The following is a 14,796-nucleotide window of genomic DNA, read 5'->3' as shown; positions in this document are numbered from 1 at the left end:
CAGGACGGGCGGGCCGTCAGGACGGGCGGGCCGTCACGACCAGCGGCCGGTGCGAGCCAGCAGCACCGCCGTGGCCGCCGTCCCGGCCGTGGAGGTCCGCAGGACGGAGCGGCCCAGACGGTAGGGGTGGGCCCCCGCGGCGGCGAAGACGGCCAGCTCCTCCGGGGAGACACCGCCCTCCGGGCCGACCACCAGCACGACGGAACCGGCCTTCGGGAGCTCGGCCGTCGCCAGCGCCCCGGACGGGGTGTCGCGGTCCTCGTGGAGCACCATCGCCAGGTCGGCGCCGGCCAGCAGCGCCGCCACCTGCTTGGTGGACATCGCCTCGGCCACCTCCGGGAACCGCACCCGGCGGGACTGCTTGCCCGCCTCCCGGGCCGTGGCCCGCCACTTGGCCAGGGACTTGGCCCCGCGGTCGCCGCGCCACTGCGTGATGCAGCGCGAGGCCTGCCAGGGCACGATCGCGTCCACCCCGGTCTCGGTCATCGTCTCGACGGCCAGTTCGCCCCGGTCCCCCTTGGGCAGCGCCTGGACCACCGTGATCCGGACCTCGGGCTCCGGCTCCTCCGCGACGGTGTGCAGGTCCATGACGACCAGCCGGTCCTTGCCCTCGGCGGCCTTGACCACGCCCTCCGCCCAGTGGCCGCGCCCGTCCGTGAGGACCACGTCCTCGCCCGGGTTCAGCCGTTTCACGGACACCGCGTGCCGGCCCTCCGGGCCGTCCAGGACGAACTCCGGCCCCGCGGGGACCTCTTCCACCACGAACACCGGGGCGGTCATGACGCACTCCTCATCTGCTTTGCCTTCAACGTGCTCTGCGCCTGGGCCAGTTCGGCCGCCAGCACCTCCACCAGCTCCCCCGCCGGCAGCGGTCGCGCCAGCCGGTGCCCCTGGCCCGCCCACAGGGCCATGCCCTGCGGGTCCCCGGCCGCGGCGGCGGCCTTGCGCAGCCCCGAGGTCAGGTGGTGGACCTGCGGGTACGCGGCCGGGGCGTACGGCCCGTGCTCGCGCACGAAGCGGTTCACCAGCGCCCGCGCCGGCCGCCCGGAGAAGGCCCGGGTCAGCTCGGTGCGGACGAACAGCGGGTCCGTCAGCGCCTTCTTGTGGACCGGGTCCGCCCCCGATTCCGGGCAGGCCAGGAAGGCCGTCCCGAGCTGCGCCGACTCCGCGCCCGCCGCCAGCAGGGCCGCGATCTGCGCGCCCCGCATGACCCCGCCCGCCGCGATGATCGGGAGCGCCACGGCCTCCCGCACCTGGGCCACCAGCGCGAGGAGGCCCACGGTCGCCGTGCCGTCGATCTGCGGGTCGTCCCGGTGGGTGCCCTGGTGACCGCCGGCCTCGGCGCCCTGGACGCAGACCGCGTCCGCACCCGCGTGCTGGGCGCTGCGGGCCTCCTCGGCGGAGGTCACCGTGACGACGGTGTACGTACCGGCCTTGCGCAGGGCCGCCAGGGCCGCGAAGGCAGGACAGCCGAAGGTGAACGAGACCACCGGGACCGGGTCTTCGAGGAGGATGGCGAGCTTGGCGTCGTAGCCGTCGTCGCTGGTGCCGATGATGTCCTCCTCCGCGAGCGAGATCTCGTACCAGCTCGCCTCACCGGCCAGTTGCCCGCGGTAGGTCTCCACGGCGGCCGGATCGACGTAACCGGTCTGCGGCATGAAGAGGTTGACGCCGAAGCGGCGCCGGGTCAGCGCGCGCACCTGCTTGATCTCCTGGTACATCCCGTCGGCGGTCTTGTAGCCGCCGGCGAGGAAGCCCAGTCCACCCGCCTCGCACACGGCGGCGGCGAGCGCGGGACAGGAGGCGCCGCCCGCCATGGGAGCCTGCACGATCGGATACGGGGAGAGACCGTTCGATGCCGAGGACATGGACTGCATCGTGCCACGTCCGGCGCATGGGGCCGAATCATGGCATTCGCCTGGCATAGTCCGCTTCCCGACCGGTCTCCGGCCGGCGCGGGGCCCATGTGACGAGCCCGGCCGGGGAATCCCCAGGCCGGGCTCGTGACGGTGGATCGCGGTCGGTCAGCGACCGTTGAAAGCGTCCTTCAGACGGCTGAACAGACCCTGCTGACCCGGCGCGAACTGACCCATCGGCCGCTCCTCGCCGCGCAGCTTCGCCAGCTGGCGGAGCAGGTCCTCCTGCTGTGCGTCCAGCTTGCCCGGGGTGGTGACCTCGACGTGCACGATCAGGTCGCCGCGTCCGCCACCGCGCAGGTGGGTGACGCCGCGCCCGTGCAGCGGGATCGCCTGGCCGGACCCGGTGCCGGGCCGGATGTCGATCTCCTCCAGCCCGTCCAGCGTCTCCAGCGGGCACTTCGTGCCCAGCGCGGCCGCCGTCATCGGAATGGTGACCGTGCAGTGCAGGTCGTCCCCGCGCCGCTGGAAGGTCGGGTGCGCCAGCTCGTGGATCTCCACGTACAGGTCGCCGGCGGGGCCGCCGCCGGGGCCGACCTCGCCCTCGCCCGCGAGCTGGATCCGGGTGCCGTTCTCGACGCCCGCCGGGATCTTGACCGTGAGGCTGCGGCGGGAGCGGACCCGGCCGTCGCCCGCGCACTCGTGGCACGGGGTCGGGACCACGGTGCCGAAGCCCTGGCACTGCGGGCAGGGGCGCGAGGTCATGACCTGGCCCAGGAAGGACCGGGTGACCTGCGAGACCTCGCCGCGGCCGCGGCACATGTCACACGTCTGCGCCGAGGTGCCGGGAGCGGCGCCCTCACCGGAGCAGGTGTTGCAGACGACGGCCGTGTCGACCTGGATGTCCTTGGTCGTCCCGAAGGCCGCCTCGTCCAGCTCCAGGTCCAGACGGATCATCGCGTCCTGGCCGCGCCGGGTCCGCGAGCGCGGGCCGCGCTGCGAGGCCTGGCCGAAGAAGGCGTCCATGATGTCGGAGAAGTTGCCGAAGCCACCCGCTCCGAAGCCGCCCGCTCCGCCACCACCGCCCGAGGAGGACAGCGGGTCGCCGCCAAGGTCGTAGACCTGCTTCTTCTGCGGGTCCGACAGCACCTCGTAGGCCGCGTTGATCTCCTTGAAGCGCTCCTGCGTCTTCGGGTCCGGATTCACATCCGGGTGGAGTTCACGCGCGAGGCGCCGGAAGGCCTTCTTGATCTCGTCCTGCGATGCGTCGCGGCGCACGCCGAGAACGGCGTAATAGTCCGTGGCCACTTACGACTCCGCCAGGATCTGTCCGACGTAACGTGCCACTGCGCGTACCGCTCCCATCGTTCCGGGGTAGTCCATGCGGGTCGGTCCGACCACGCCGAGTTTGGCGACTGCTTCGCCGCCCGAACCGTAACCGACCGAGACGACCGACGTGGAGTTCAATCCCTCGTAGGCGTTCTCGTGCCCGATCCGTACGGCCATTCCCGACTCGTTTGCCTCGCCCAGCAGCTTGAGGAGCACGACCTGCTCCTCGAGTGCTTCGAGCACCGGCCTGATCGTCAGGGGAAAATCGTGTCCGAAGCGGGTGAGATTGGCGGTACCGCCGATCATCAGCCGCTCTTCGGCTTCCTCGACCAGGGTTTCGAGGAGTGTCGCGAGCACGGTGGAAACCGTGCCGCGGTCCTCGGCCTCGAAGGATTCGGGGAGGTCCTGGACGAGCGGGGGCACATCGGTGAAGCGGCGCCCGACGACCCGGCTGTTGAGCCGGGCCCGCAGGTCCGCCAGCGAGGTCTCCCCGAAGGGGCTCGGGCAGTCGACGAGCCGCTGCTCGACCCGCCCGGTGTCCGTGATCAGTACGAGCATCAGGCGCGCGGGAGCGAGCGAGAGCAGCTCCACGTGCCGGACGGTCGACCGGGTCAGGCTCGGGTACTGGACGACGGCGACCTGCCGGGTGAGCTGCGCGAGCAGCCGCACCGTGCGGCCGACCACGTCGTCGAGGTCGACGGCGCCGTCGAGGAAGTTCTGGATGGCCCGGCGCTCGGGCGACGACAGCGGTTTGACCCCCGCCAGCTTGTCGACGAAGAGCCGGTAGCCCTTGTCGGTGGGGATCCGACCGGCGCTGGTGTGGGGCTGGGCGATGTAGCCCTCTTCCTCCAGCACGGCCATGTCGTTGCGCACGGTGGCGGGCGAGACGCCGAGCCGGTGCCGCTCCGTGAGCGCCTTGGAGCCGACCGGCTCCTCCGTCCCGACGTAGTCCTGGACGATGGCGCGCAGCACTTCGAGTCTGCGTTCGCTGAGCATCGCGCACACCTCCAGCTGTGGTCCGTTGCCGTCTTCTGCCGTGTTCGTTGGCACTCTGATCGTTCGAGTGCCAGAGAGCCCCCGCTCAGTGTACGGCCGGGCGGTAAGCCCCTGGCAAGGGAGGCCCGCCAGGGTAGCGTCGCGGTATGGACGTGCATTGGGAAGGGGCCGGCTGGGAACGGCTGACCGGACGGGCCGGCCGGCGGCGGCTGCCGGTGTGGGACTGCACCGTGGGGCTAGTGGTGGGCGAGGATTCGGTCCTTCTGATCGACCCCGGCTCGTGCGTGCGCGAGGGCGCGCAGGTACGGGCCGAGGCGGAGCGGCTGACGGGCCGGCACGTGACCCATATCGCATTCACGCACGGTCATTTCGATCACGTCCTGGGCGCGGCCGCCTTCACCGGGGCCGAGGTCTTCGGGGCGGTCGGGTTGGATTCGCTGTTGGCGGCGGGGCGCGAGGAGCTGCGCGAGGACGCGGTCCGGCACGGGCTCGCGGAGGCCGAGGCGGCCCAGGCGGTGGACCTGCTGGTGCTGCCGCGGCATTCGGTGTCGGGCGAGTGGACGCTGGAACTGGGCGGCGTACAGGTGCTGCTGGCCAATGTGGGGCCCGGGCACAGCGGGCACGACCTGGCCGTCTTCGTACCGGGCGAGCGCGAGGTGGTCTTCTGCGGGGACCTGGTCGAGGAGTCGGGCGAACCCCTGGCGGGCCCGGACGCCACCCCCGGGCAGTGGCCCGCCGCCCTGGACCGGCTGCTGTCACTGGGCGGGGACGACGCACTGTACGTGCCGGGTCACGGAGCGGTGGTCGGGGCGGAGTTCGTCCGTGCGCAACGCGCCACACTGGCGGCCCGTTTCGGCGTGTCGGAGGCGTGACGCGCCCGGCTCTCCTACTGTCGGCCGGATGCGCGAGTACTCCCCCGACCTGACCCCCCAGTGGAAGCGACCCAAGGCGGTGCCCGAGGTGGCGGCGGACCGGGACCTCGTGGTCGAGGTCGCCGGTACGGACTTCTGCGGCGCGGTGGTGGCCTGCGAGGCGGGCACGGTGACCCTGGAGGACCGCTTCGGCAAGCGGCGGGTCTTCCCGATGGAGCCGCGCGGGTTCCTGCTGGACGGTGAGGTGGTCACCCTGGTCCGGCCCGCGCGCGGGCCCGCGGGGCCTCGCCTGACGGCCTCGGGCTCGCTGGCCGTGCCCGGGGCGCGGGCGCGGGTGGCGCGGGCGGGCCGGATCTACGTCGAGGGCCGGCACGACGCGGAGCTGGTGGAGCGGGTCTGGGGCGACGACCTGCGGATCGAGGGCGTGGTGGTGGAGTACCTGGAGGGCATCGACGACCTCCCTGCCGTCGTCGCCGACTTCGCCCCGGCCGCGGACGCCCGCCTCGGCGTGCTGGTCGACCACCTCGTCCCGGGTTCGAAGGAGTCCCGCATCGCGGCGTCGGTGACCTCGCCGGACGTCCTGATCGTGGGCCACCCGTACGTGGACGTCTGGCAGGCCGTGAAGCCGTCCGCGCTGGGCATCCCCGCGTGGCCGGTGGTCCCGCCCGGCCAGGACTGGAAGACGGGCATCTGCCGGGCCCTGGGCTGGCCGGAGAACACGGGCGCCGCCTGGCAGCACATCCTGTCCCGGGTGACGTCCTACAAGGACCTGGAGCCGACGCTCCTGGGCTCGGTGGAACACCTCATCGACCACGTCACGGCCTGACCGCCCACCCAGCCCCGCCGGCGGTTGAGGCGCTCTTTCAGCCCCGCCAGGGGGCACCTCCCAGCGGTAGCTGGGGGAGTTTGAGGCGATCTTTCAGCCCCGCCGGCGGTTGAGGCGCGGGGGTCCGGGGGCAGCGCCCCCGGCAACGGCGCCGCAGGCCGGTCAGTCCACCAGGTCCCGGACCACCGCATCGGCCAGCAACCGCCCCCGCAGGGTCAGCACGGCCCGCCCCGCCTCGTACGGCACGGCGTCCAGCAGACCGTCCGCCAGGGCCCTGCGGGCCGCCGCCAGCCCGGCCGGGGCGAGCAGCGACAGCGGGACGCCGTCCACCAGCCGGAGCTCCAGCAGGATCCGCTCCACCCGCCGGTCCTCCTCGGAGAGGAGCTCGCGACCCGCGCCCGGCGACCGCCCCTCCGCCAGCGCCGCGGCGTACGCGCCCGGGTGCTTCACGTTCCACCACCGCACCCCGCCCACGTGCGAGTGCGCGCCCGGCCCCGCGCCCCACCAGTCGGCGCCGCGCCAGTACAGCTCGTTGTGCAGGCAGCGCCCGGCCTCCGAGGTGGCCCAGTTCGAGACCTCGTACCAGGAGTACCCGGCCTCGGCCATGACCGAGTCCGCGATCAGGTACCGGTCGGCGTGCACGTCGTCGTCCGTCATCGGGACCTCGCCGCGGCGGATGCGGCGCGCCAGCTGCGTGCCCTCCTCGACGATCAGGGCGTAGGCGCTGATGTGGTCCGGCCCGGCGCCCAGCGCCGCCGAGAGGGTCGCCCGCCAGTCCTCGTCCGACTCGCCGGGAGTGCCGTAGATCAGGTCGAGGTTGACGTGCTCGAAGCCCGCCGCCCGCGCCTCCGCGACGCACGCCTCGGGGCGCCCCGGCGTGTGGGTGCGGTCGAGCACCTTCAGGACGTGCTGCTTGGCGCTCTGCATGCCGAAGGAGACCCGGTTGAAGCCCCCGGCGCGCAGCTCGGCCAGGTACTGCGGGTTCACCGACTCCGGGTTGGCCTCGGTGGTGATCTCGGCGTCCTCGGCCAGGCCGAATTCGTCCCGGATCGCCGCGAGCATCCGTACGAGGTCCCCGGCGGGCAGCAGCGTGGGCGTGCCGCCGCCCACGAACACCGTCCGTACGGCCCTCGGGTCGTCCCCGAGCACCTTCCGCGCGAGGCGGACCTCGTCGATCAGGGTGTCGGCGTAGTTCTCCCGGGAGGCGAGCACGCCACCGGTGCCCCGCAGCTCGGTGGCCGTGTAGGTGTTGAAGTCGCAGTACCCGCAGCGCGTGGCGCAGTACGGGACGTGCAGGTAGAACCCGAGCGGCCGCTCCCCCGCGCCCGCCAGGGCATGCGGCGGCAGCGCGCCGTCTTCGGGCATGGGTTCACCATCGGGGAGTGCGGAAGGCATGCCCCCATCATCCCGCACCCACCACACCGCCCGGCCCCGCGCAGGTCCAGCCCCGCCGCGTCACCTCCAGCCCCGCCGGCGTTTGAGGCGGGGGTCCGGGGCGGAGCCCCGGGAGACGGCTGGCAGGCGACACCCGGGGCCCGCCCGGGAAGGCGGGGTGCGCGGGGCGGTCCGCCGCCCCGCCCCGCCGGGCCCGCGGCAGGCGTTACGCCTCGCGGGACCCCTCGTACATCTCCTCGATCAGGTGCTTGAACTCACGCTCGACCACCGGCCGCTTCAGCTTCAGGCTGGGCGTGAGGTCGCCGTGCTCGACGTCGAGGTCGCGCGGAAGCAGCCGGAACTTCTTGATCGTCTGCCAGCGCTGCAGGCCCTCGTTCAGGGTCTGTACGTACGTCTCGATCAGGCGGTTGGTTTCCGGCGCCGCCAGGACCTGTCCGTACGTCTTGCCCTCCAGCCCGTTCTCGGCGGCCCAGGTCAGGATCGACGGCTCGTCGAGGGCGATCAGCGCCGAGCAGAAGTTCCGGTCGGCGCCGTGCACGACGATCGTCGACACGTACGGGCAGATCGCCTTGAACTGGCCCTCGATCTCCGCCGGGGCGACGTACTTGCCGCCCGAGGTCTTGATCAGGTCCTTCTTGCGGTCGGTGATGCGCAGGTAGCCGTCGGCCGACAGCTCGCCGATGTCGCCCGTGTGCAGCCAGCCGTCGGACTCCAGGACCTCGGCGGTCTTGTCGGGCTGGCGGTGGTAGCCCTGCATGATGCCGGGGCCGCGCAGCAGGACCTCGCCGTCGTCGGCGATGCGGACCTCGGTGCCGGGGAGCGGCTTGCCGACCGTGCCGGTGCGGTAGGCCTCGCCCGGGTTGACGAAGGAGGCCGCGCTGGACTCGGTCAGGCCGTAGCCCTCCAGGATGTGGACGCCCGCGCCGGAGAAGAAGAAGCCGATCTCGGGGGCCAGGGCGGAGGCGCCGGAGACGGCGGCGCGCAGCTTCCCGCCGAAGGCCTCGCGGAGCTTGGAGTAGACGAGCGCGTCGGCGATCTTGTGCTTGGTGGTGAGGCCGAAGGGGGCGGTGGCCTGGCCGGTGCGGCGGAAGTTGTCCTGGGTGACCTTCGCGTACTCGCGGGCGACGCCGACCGACCATTGGAAGATCTTGTACTTGGCTCCGCCGGCGGCGCGGGCCTTGGCGGCCACGCCGTTGTAGACCTTCTCGAAGATGCGCGGGACGGCGGCCATGTACGTCGGCTGCACGACCGGCAGGTTCTCGATGATCTTGTCGATCCGGCCGTCGACGGCGGTCACGTGCCCGGCCTCGATCTGCCCGGAGGTCAGCACCTTGCCGAAGACGTGGGCCAGCGGCAGCCACAGGTACTGGACGTCCTCCTTGCCGATCAGCCCGGTGGCGACCATGGCCTTGGCCATGTACGACCAGTTGTCGTGCGGCAGCCGGACGCCCTTGGGGCGGCCGGTGGTGCCGGAGGTGTAGATGAGGGTGGCGAGCTGGTCGGAGGTGATGGCCGCGACCCGCTCGTTGACCGCCTCGGGGTGCTTGGCGAGGTACTCCTTGCCGCGCGCCTCCAGCTCGGCGAGGGAGAGGACCCAGCCCTCGGGGTCGCCGTCGGCGGCGACCGCGTCGTCGGCGTCCAGGACGACGACGTGGGCGAGCCCCGGGAGCTCGGCGCGGCGCTCGCGCGCCTTCGCCAGCTGCTTGGCGTCCTCGGCGATGAGCACCCGGCTCTCGGAGTCCGAGAGGATGAACGCCGACTCGTCCGCGTTGGTGCTGGGGTAGATCGTGGTGACCGCACCGCCCGCGCACATCACGCCGAGGTCGGAGAGGATCCAGTCGACCCGGGTGTTGGAGGCGAGCGCGACGCGCTCCTCCGTTTCCAGGCCGAGGGAGATCAGCCCGGCGGCGATGGCGAACACCCGCTCGGCCGCCTGGCCCCAGCTGAGTGATTTCCAATCGTCGGCGCCGCCCTGGCCGCCGGCCGCCGGTACGGGGTACCGGTAGGCCTCGTCGTTCGGCGTCGCTGCGACGCGCTCAAGGAAGAGCACCGCCACGGTGGGCGGGCGGTTCTCGAGATAGGTCTGTGTGTCGCTCACGACATCCTCCGGACCGATCCACGCGGTAGTGCGTGGGCGTGGGGCGCTGGGGAGCGCTGGGGACTGGCAGGTAAACAGCCGGTGGCTTTTAAACTGGCGAGTAACCGTCGAGCAGTGATCAGACTAGAGCGCGACCGGCGCGTGCGTAAGGGCCCGCGAGCGGCCGCTTCATAACGAAACAGGCCCCCGCACCTGAGTGCGGGGGCCTGTTCGCGTCGGGTGACGGCGGGGCCGCTACTTCTTCTTGCCGCCGGACTCGTCACTGGAGAGGACGGCGATGAAGGCCTCCTGCGGGACCTCCACGGAGCCGACCATCTTCATCCGCTTCTTGCCTTCCTTCTGCTTCTCCAGCAGCTTCCGCTTACGGGAGATGTCACCGCCGTAGCACTTGGCGAGGACGTCCTTGCGGATGGCGCGGATGGTCTCGCGGGCGATGACGCGGGAGCCGATCGCGGCCTGGATCGGCACCTCGAAGGCCTGCCGCGGGATGAGCTCGCGCAGCTTGGCGACGAGGCGCACGCCGTAGGCGTAGGCGGCGTCCTTGTGCGTGACGGCGGAGAAGGCGTCGACCTTGTCGCCGTGCAGCAGGATGTCGACCTTGACCAGGCTGCCGGACTGCTCGCCCGTGGGTTCGTAGTCCAGGGAGGCGTAGCCGCGCGTCTTGGACTTCAGCTGGTCGAAGAAGTCGAAGACGATCTCCGCGAGCGGGAGGGTGTAGCGGATCTCGACCCGGTCCTCGGAGAGGTAGTCCATGCCGAGGAGGGTGCCGCGGCGCTGCTGGCACAGCTCCATGATCGCGCCGATGAACTCGGTGGGCGCGAGCACGGTGGCGCGCACGACCGGCTCGAACACGTCCGAGATCTTGCCCTCGGGGAACTCGCTCGGGTTGGTGACGGTGACTTCCTTGCCGTCCTCCATGACCACCCGGTAGACCACGTTGGGCGCGGTGGCGATCAGGTCGAGGCCGAACTCGCGCTCCAGGCGCTCACGGACCACGTCCAGGTGGAGCAGGCCGAGGAAGCCGACGCGGAAGCCGAAGCCGAGCGCCGCCGAGGTCTCCGGCTCGTAGACGAGCGCGGCGTCGTTGAGCTGGAGCTTGTCCAGGGCCTCGCGCAGGTCCGGGTAGTCCGAGCCGTCGAGCGGGTAGAGGCCCGAGAAGACCATCGGCCGCGGGTCCTTGTAGCCGCCCAGGGCCTCGGTGGCGCCGTTGTGCAGGCTGGTGATGGTGTCACCGACCTTGGACTGACGGACGTCCTTCACGCCGGTGATGATGTAGCCGACCTCGCCGACGCCGATGCCGTCGGACGGGGTCATCTCCGGGGAGGAGACACCGATCTCCAGCAGCTCGTGGGTGGCGCCGGTGGACATCATGCGGATGCGCTCGCGCTTGTTCAGCTGGCCGTCGACCACACGGACGTACGTGACGACGCCGCGGTACGAGTCGTAGACGGAGTCGAAGATCATGGCGCGGGCCGGGGCGTCCTTGACGCCGACCGGGGCCGGAACCGTGGCGACGACCTTGTCGAGCAGCGCCTCGACGCCGAGACCGGTCTTCGCCGAGACGCGCAGCACGTCCTCGGGCTGGCAGCCGATCAGGTTCGCGAGTTCCTCGGCGAACTTCTCCGGCTGGGCGGCCGGCAGGTCGATCTTGTTCAGGACGGGGACGATCGCGAGGTCGTTCTCCATCGCCAGGTACAGGTTGGCGAGGGTCTGCGCCTCGATGCCCTGGGCGGCGTCCACCAGGAGGACGGTGCCCTCGCACGCGGCGAGGGAACGCGAGACCTCGTAGGTGAAGTCGACGTGCCCGGGGGTGTCGATCATGTTGAGGATGTGGGTGTTGCCCTGACCCTCGCCCGTGGTGGGCGCCCAGGGCAGCCGGACCGCCTGGGACTTGATCGTGATGCCGCGCTCACGCTCGATGTCCATGCGGTCGAGGTACTGGGCGCGCATCTGCCGCTGGTCGACCACACCGGTGATCTGGAGCATCCGGTCGGCAAGGGTCGACTTGCCGTGGTCGATGTGCGCGATGATGCAGAAGTTGCGGATCAGCGCCGAGTCGGTACGGCTCGGCTCGGGCACGTGGCTGGGGATCGCGGGCACGCAGTGTCCTGATTCTCGGGTCGCAGTCGGACGCATTTGCGGAGCGTCGGTCGGAGCGAACGTCCGGCTCCCGTCGCTGTCGGCGGCGCGATGTCGGATCTATTCGCAGACTCCCATGGTCCCATGGACGGGGCAGTGCGCTCGGTTTGGGCCGCCCGCAGCGTGCCTGGTAGCCTGAGCAGCTGTGTCTCGTATGCCCTCTCAGCAGGGGGTCCCCCGGACGAAGTCTGGGGGAGAGGCACAATCCGAAGATCAAACTCTGAACCTGAAAAGGCTCTTTCGTGGCGAACATCAAGTCCCAGATCAAGCGGAACAAGACGAACGAGAAGGCGCGCCTGCGCAACAAGGCCGTCAAGTCCTCGCTCAAGACCGCGATCCGCAAGGCCCGCGAGGCCGTCGTCGCCGGTGACGTCGAGAAGGCCACCGTGGCTTCTCGCGCTGCCGCGCGTGCGCTCGACAAGGCTGTCTCGAAGGGTGTCATCCACAAGAACGCCGCCGCCAACAAGAAGTCGGCGCTGGCCACCAAGGTTGCCTCCCTGCAGGGCTGAGCTCCCTGATGTGATCGCCGGAAGGGACCCAGTGGGCCCTCTCTCCCGCTCCTGACCGGCACCCCGCTCCGCACACGAAGCGTTCGCCACGCGGGTGCGGCGCAACCAGAAGTAACCGAAGGCCCCGGCCGCCACCCTTCCCCAGGGCGGTGGCCGGGGCCTTCGTGCTGCGCGGCGCGCCCCAGCGGGCGGGCCCGCTCAGTCGTAGAGGTCCTGGGGCGGTACGCGGTGCGGCAGGGGGCGGCGCCAGTCGCCCTCGCGGGCGACGAGGACCTGCCGGGCCAGGGTGCGCACCTCGCTCCAGGCCGGCTCCGCGGTCAGTGAACCGGCCCACGGGCCGGCGCGGCCGCGGATGTCCGCCTCGGCGAGGATCCGGCCGATGGCCCGGAGGTCCCGCAGGGCCTCCGCTGCGAGGGTCCCCCGCTCCTGCATCCCCTGGGCCAGGTGGAGGACGAAGTCGACGTCCTCGGCCAGAGCGGCGCTCTTCACCCCGTGCTCACCGGCCCAAGCCAGCTGGTCCGGGGCATTGGCGGCGAGGACGGCCAGCAGCCTCGCGATCCAGCGCTCCCAGTAGTCGGCATCGTCATACATGCGAGGTCCGGGCTAGCGGCGCTGGGGACGGGCCGCGCGGGCCACCGCGACGACGGCCTTCTCCAAGGCGTACTCGGGGTCGTCGCCGCCGCCCTTGACCCCCGCGTCGGCGGCGGCCACGGCGCGCAGGGCGTCCGAGACCCCGTCCGCCGACCAGCCGCGCATCTGCTGGCGGACCCGGTCGATCTTCCACGGGGGCATGCCCAGGTCCCGGGCGAGGTCGCCGGGGCGGGCTCCGCGCGGGGCGGAGGCGAGCTTGCCGATCGCGCGGACGGCCTGGGCCAGGGCGCTGGTGATCAGGACCGGCGCCACCCCGGTGGACAGGGACCAGCGCAGGGCTTCGAGCGCCTCGGCCGCGCGCCCCTCGACCGCCCGGTCTGCGACCGTGAAGCTGGAGGCCTCGGCCCGGCCGGTGTAGTAGCGGGCGACGACGGCCTCGTCGATGGTGCCCTCGACGTCGGCGCACAGCTGCGCGGCGGCGCTCGCCAGCTCCCGCAGGTCGCTGCCGATCGCGTCCACCAGGTTCTGGCAGGCCTCCGGGGTCGCCGACCGGCCGAGCGTGCGGAATTCGCCCCGCACGAACGACAGCCGGTCCGCGGCCTTCGTCATCTTCGGGCAGGCGATCTCGCGCGCGCCCGCCTTGCGCGCGGCGTCCAGCAGGCCCTTGCCCTTGACCCCGCCCGCGTGGAGGAGGACCAGGATGATCTCCTCGTAGGGCGCGGCGAGGTAGGCCTTGACCTCCTTGACCGAGTCGGCGGACAGGTCCTGCGCGTTGCGCACGACCAGTACCTTGCGCTCGGAGAAGAGCGAGGGGCTCGTCAGCTCGGCGAGCGTGCCGGGCTGGAGCTGATCGGAGGTGAGGTCGCGGACGTCCGTGTCGGCGTCGGCGGCGCGGGCGGCCGTCACCACCTCGCGCACGGCACGGTCGAGCAGCAGCTCCTCCTGCCCCACCGCGAGGGTGAGCGGGGCAAGCGGATCGTCGGTGGAGTTCTTCCTGGTGGCCATCGGCTCCAGCATCCCACGCCGCACTGACAGCCCCCCGCCCCGCGTGCCCGAGAATGGTCGCGTGAATGTGCGACATGTACTCGTCCTGCCCGACCGCGACGCCGCCGAGGAGGTGGCCCAGGAGGCCGTCGACCGCTTCGGCCTCCCGGAGGAGCCGCAGTTGGTCCGCGACGCGCTGGCCGGCGAGGACGACGCCGAGGACGCCCAGTGGCTGGTGATCGTCGAGGACCCGCGGGAACGGCTCGACACCACCTCGCTGGACGACCTCGCCGCCGAGTACGAGGGCTGGCTGGAAGCCCCGTAGGGGACTGCGCGTCAGGCCTTGCGCACGGCCTGGACGTCCAGCGTCACGTCCACGCTCGAACCGATGGCCGCGATCCCGTGGGCCAGGATCGACTGCCAGTTCAGGGTGAAGTCCTCGCGGTGCAGCTCGGTGGTGGCCCGGCAGGCCGCCCGGAGCTCGCCCTCCAGGCCCGTGCCCAGACCGAGGTACTCGGTGTCCAGGGTCACGGACCGGCTGACCCCGTGCAGGGTGAGCGCGCCGGCGACGGTCCAGCGGCCGCCGCTGCGGTGGATGAAACGCTCGCTGTAGAACTCCACCGTGGGGTGGCGGACGGCGTCCAGGAAGTCCCCCGACCTCAGGTGGTCGTCGCGCAGCCGCAGCCCGGTGTCGATGCTCGCCGCATCGATGATCACGTGCATGGAGGAGTCCTCCATGCGCTCGGCGATCCGCACCGCCCCCGCGAACGTGGTGAACCGGCCGCGGATCCGGGCCAGGCCGATGTGGCGGGCCGTGAAACCGATGGACGAGTGCGTCGGGTCGAGCTCCCAGTGGCCGGGCTGGGGCAGCAGCGGCGGCTCCACCGTGTCCAGGATGATCTCCGCGGTGCCGGGCTGCCCCGGGTCCCCCACGATCGTCACCCCGTGGAAGGGCGCGTACCCCTCCGCGGTGACGGAGAGCCGGTACTCCCCCTCCGGTACGGCCACGGCGAAGCCGCCGTACGGGTCGGTCTCGCCGCTGACGATGCGGCGGCCGATCGGGTCGGTCACCTCGAACGCGGCCTGCCGGACCGGCCGGTGGACCGTGTCGAGAACCCGGCAGCTGAGCAGACGCGCCGTCGGCGGCAGCGTCAGTGTCGCGGATGTGGGCGGGCTGGAACTTCCGGCCGTCTCCATCCCC

General features: G+C 71.9%; 14 protein-coding genes. 4 read left to right on the top strand and 10 right to left on the bottom strand.

The features are described 5' to 3' along the window. Positions 1–33 precede the first annotated feature (33 nt). The 4 genes from OG594_RS07945 to hrcA all read right to left on the bottom strand — a co-directional run bounded on the left by OG594_RS07945 (position 34) and on the right by hrcA (position 4,181). Complete coding sequence (locus OG594_RS07945) at positions 34–780, bottom strand: 16S rRNA (uracil(1498)-N(3))-methyltransferase (protein WP_266596581.1); 747 nt, start codon at positions 778–780, stop codon at positions 34–36. After that, complete coding sequence (locus OG594_RS07940) at positions 777–1,868, bottom strand: nitronate monooxygenase (protein WP_266596579.1); 1,092 nt, start codon at positions 1,866–1,868, stop codon at positions 777–779. Before OG594_RS07940 ends, OG594_RS07945 begins: the two co-directional genes overlap by 4 nt. A gap of 156 nt (positions 1,869–2,024) precedes the next feature. Then, entirely contained in the window at positions 2,025–3,164 is a 1,140-nt protein-coding gene (gene dnaJ / locus OG594_RS07935) for a molecular chaperone DnaJ (RefSeq protein ID WP_030010180.1), read from the bottom strand. Next, complete coding sequence (gene hrcA / locus OG594_RS07930; protein WP_053703005.1) at positions 3,165–4,181, bottom strand: heat-inducible transcriptional repressor HrcA; 1,017 nt, start codon at positions 4,179–4,181, stop codon at positions 3,165–3,167. Positions 4,182–4,327: 146 nt separating this feature from the next. Here hrcA and OG594_RS07925 point away from each other — a divergent pair, with 146 nt between their 5' ends. Next, the gene (locus OG594_RS07925; RefSeq protein WP_266596575.1) at positions 4,328–5,053 is read left to right on the top strand and encodes an MBL fold metallo-hydrolase; all 726 of its coding nucleotides are present in this window, start codon (positions 4,328–4,330) and stop codon (positions 5,051–5,053) included. 28 nt (positions 5,054–5,081) lie between these two features. After that, complete coding sequence (locus OG594_RS07920) at positions 5,082–5,879, top strand: DUF3097 domain-containing protein (RefSeq protein ID WP_266596573.1); 798 nt, start codon at positions 5,082–5,084, stop codon at positions 5,877–5,879. Positions 5,880–6,041: 162 nt separating this feature from the next. On the opposite strand, the gene hemW is transcribed toward OG594_RS07920, so the two are convergent. The 3 genes from hemW to lepA form a co-directional block, all read right to left on the bottom strand. Then, a complete protein-coding gene (gene hemW, locus OG594_RS07915) occupies positions 6,042–7,274 on the bottom strand; it encodes a radical SAM family heme chaperone HemW (protein ID WP_266596571.1) in 1,233 nt (410 codons plus the stop codon). A gap of 205 nt (positions 7,275–7,479) precedes the next feature. Then, a complete protein-coding gene (locus OG594_RS07910; protein ID WP_266596569.1) occupies positions 7,480–9,372 on the bottom strand; it encodes a long-chain fatty acid--CoA ligase in 1,893 nt (630 codons plus the stop codon). A 234-nt stretch (positions 9,373–9,606) separates the two neighbouring features. Then, positions 9,607–11,472: a translation elongation factor 4 gene (gene lepA, locus OG594_RS07905; protein WP_030384650.1), complete on the bottom strand. Its 1,866-nt coding sequence runs from the start codon at positions 11,470–11,472 to the stop codon at positions 9,607–9,609. Positions 11,473–11,753: 281 nt separating this feature from the next. Here lepA and rpsT point away from each other — a divergent pair, with 281 nt between their 5' ends. Beyond that, complete coding sequence (gene rpsT, locus OG594_RS07900; RefSeq protein ID WP_030384651.1) at positions 11,754–12,020, top strand: 30S ribosomal protein S20; 267 nt, start codon at positions 11,754–11,756, stop codon at positions 12,018–12,020. Between the two features lie 198 nt (positions 12,021–12,218). Here the strand turns inward: rpsT and OG594_RS07895 are convergent, their stop codons facing one another. Both OG594_RS07895 and holA read right to left on the bottom strand, forming a co-directional pair. Further along, positions 12,219–12,611: a hypothetical protein gene (locus OG594_RS07895; protein WP_266596566.1), complete on the bottom strand. Its 393-nt coding sequence runs from the start codon at positions 12,609–12,611 to the stop codon at positions 12,219–12,221. Positions 12,612–12,623: 12 nt separating this feature from the next. After that, positions 12,624–13,616, bottom strand: coding sequence for a DNA polymerase III subunit delta (gene holA, locus OG594_RS07890; RefSeq protein WP_266596564.1), 993 nt, complete (start codon positions 13,614–13,616; stop codon positions 12,624–12,626). 61 nt (positions 13,617–13,677) lie between these two features. On the opposite strand from holA, the gene OG594_RS07885 reads away from it, so the two are divergent. Beyond that, positions 13,678–13,920, top strand: a complete 243-nt coding sequence (locus OG594_RS07885; RefSeq protein ID WP_266596562.1) for a hypothetical protein — start codon at positions 13,678–13,680, stop codon at positions 13,918–13,920. Between the two features lie 11 nt (positions 13,921–13,931). Here the strand turns inward: OG594_RS07885 and OG594_RS07880 are convergent, their stop codons facing one another. Beyond that, positions 13,932–14,792, bottom strand: coding sequence for a YceI family protein (locus OG594_RS07880; RefSeq protein WP_266602713.1), 861 nt, complete (start codon positions 14,790–14,792; stop codon positions 13,932–13,934). Positions 14,793–14,796: the final 4 nt, after the last annotated feature.

It is taken from the genome of Streptomyces sp. NBC_01214 (assembly GCF_026340975.1).
Taxonomy (GTDB): Bacteria; Actinomycetota; Actinomycetes; order Streptomycetales; family Streptomycetaceae; genus Streptomyces.
This window is presented reverse-complemented; position numbering and strand designations above follow the sequence as displayed.

Excerpts from the sequence above, each read along its gene's own strand:
- OG594_RS07945 (WP_266596581.1), bottom strand. The coding sequence starts at position 780 with ATGACCGCCCCGGTGTTCGTGGTGGAAGAGGTCCCCGCGGGGCCGGAG.
- OG594_RS07925 (WP_266596575.1), top strand. The coding sequence starts at position 4,328 with ATGGACGTGCATTGGGAAGGGGCCGGCTGGGAACGGCTGACCGGACGG.
- OG594_RS07940 (WP_266596579.1), bottom strand. The coding sequence starts at position 1,868 with ATGTCCTCGGCATCGAACGGTCTCTCCCCGTATCCGATCGTGCAGGCT.
- OG594_RS07920 (WP_266596573.1), top strand. The coding sequence starts at position 5,082 with ATGCGCGAGTACTCCCCCGACCTGACCCCCCAGTGGAAGCGACCCAAG.
- holA (WP_266596564.1), bottom strand. The coding sequence starts at position 13,616 with ATGGCCACCAGGAAGAACTCCACCGACGATCCGCTTGCCCCGCTCACC.
- OG594_RS07895 (WP_266596566.1), bottom strand. The coding sequence starts at position 12,611 with ATGTATGACGATGCCGACTACTGGGAGCGCTGGATCGCGAGGCTGCTG.
- hemW (WP_266596571.1), bottom strand. The coding sequence starts at position 7,274 with ATGCCTTCCGCACTCCCCGATGGTGAACCCATGCCCGAAGACGGCGCG.
- hrcA (WP_053703005.1), bottom strand. The coding sequence starts at position 4,181 with ATGCTCAGCGAACGCAGACTCGAAGTGCTGCGCGCCATCGTCCAGGAC.
- OG594_RS07880 (WP_266602713.1), bottom strand. The coding sequence starts at position 14,792 with ATGGAGACGGCCGGAAGTTCCAGCCCGCCCACATCCGCGACACTGACG.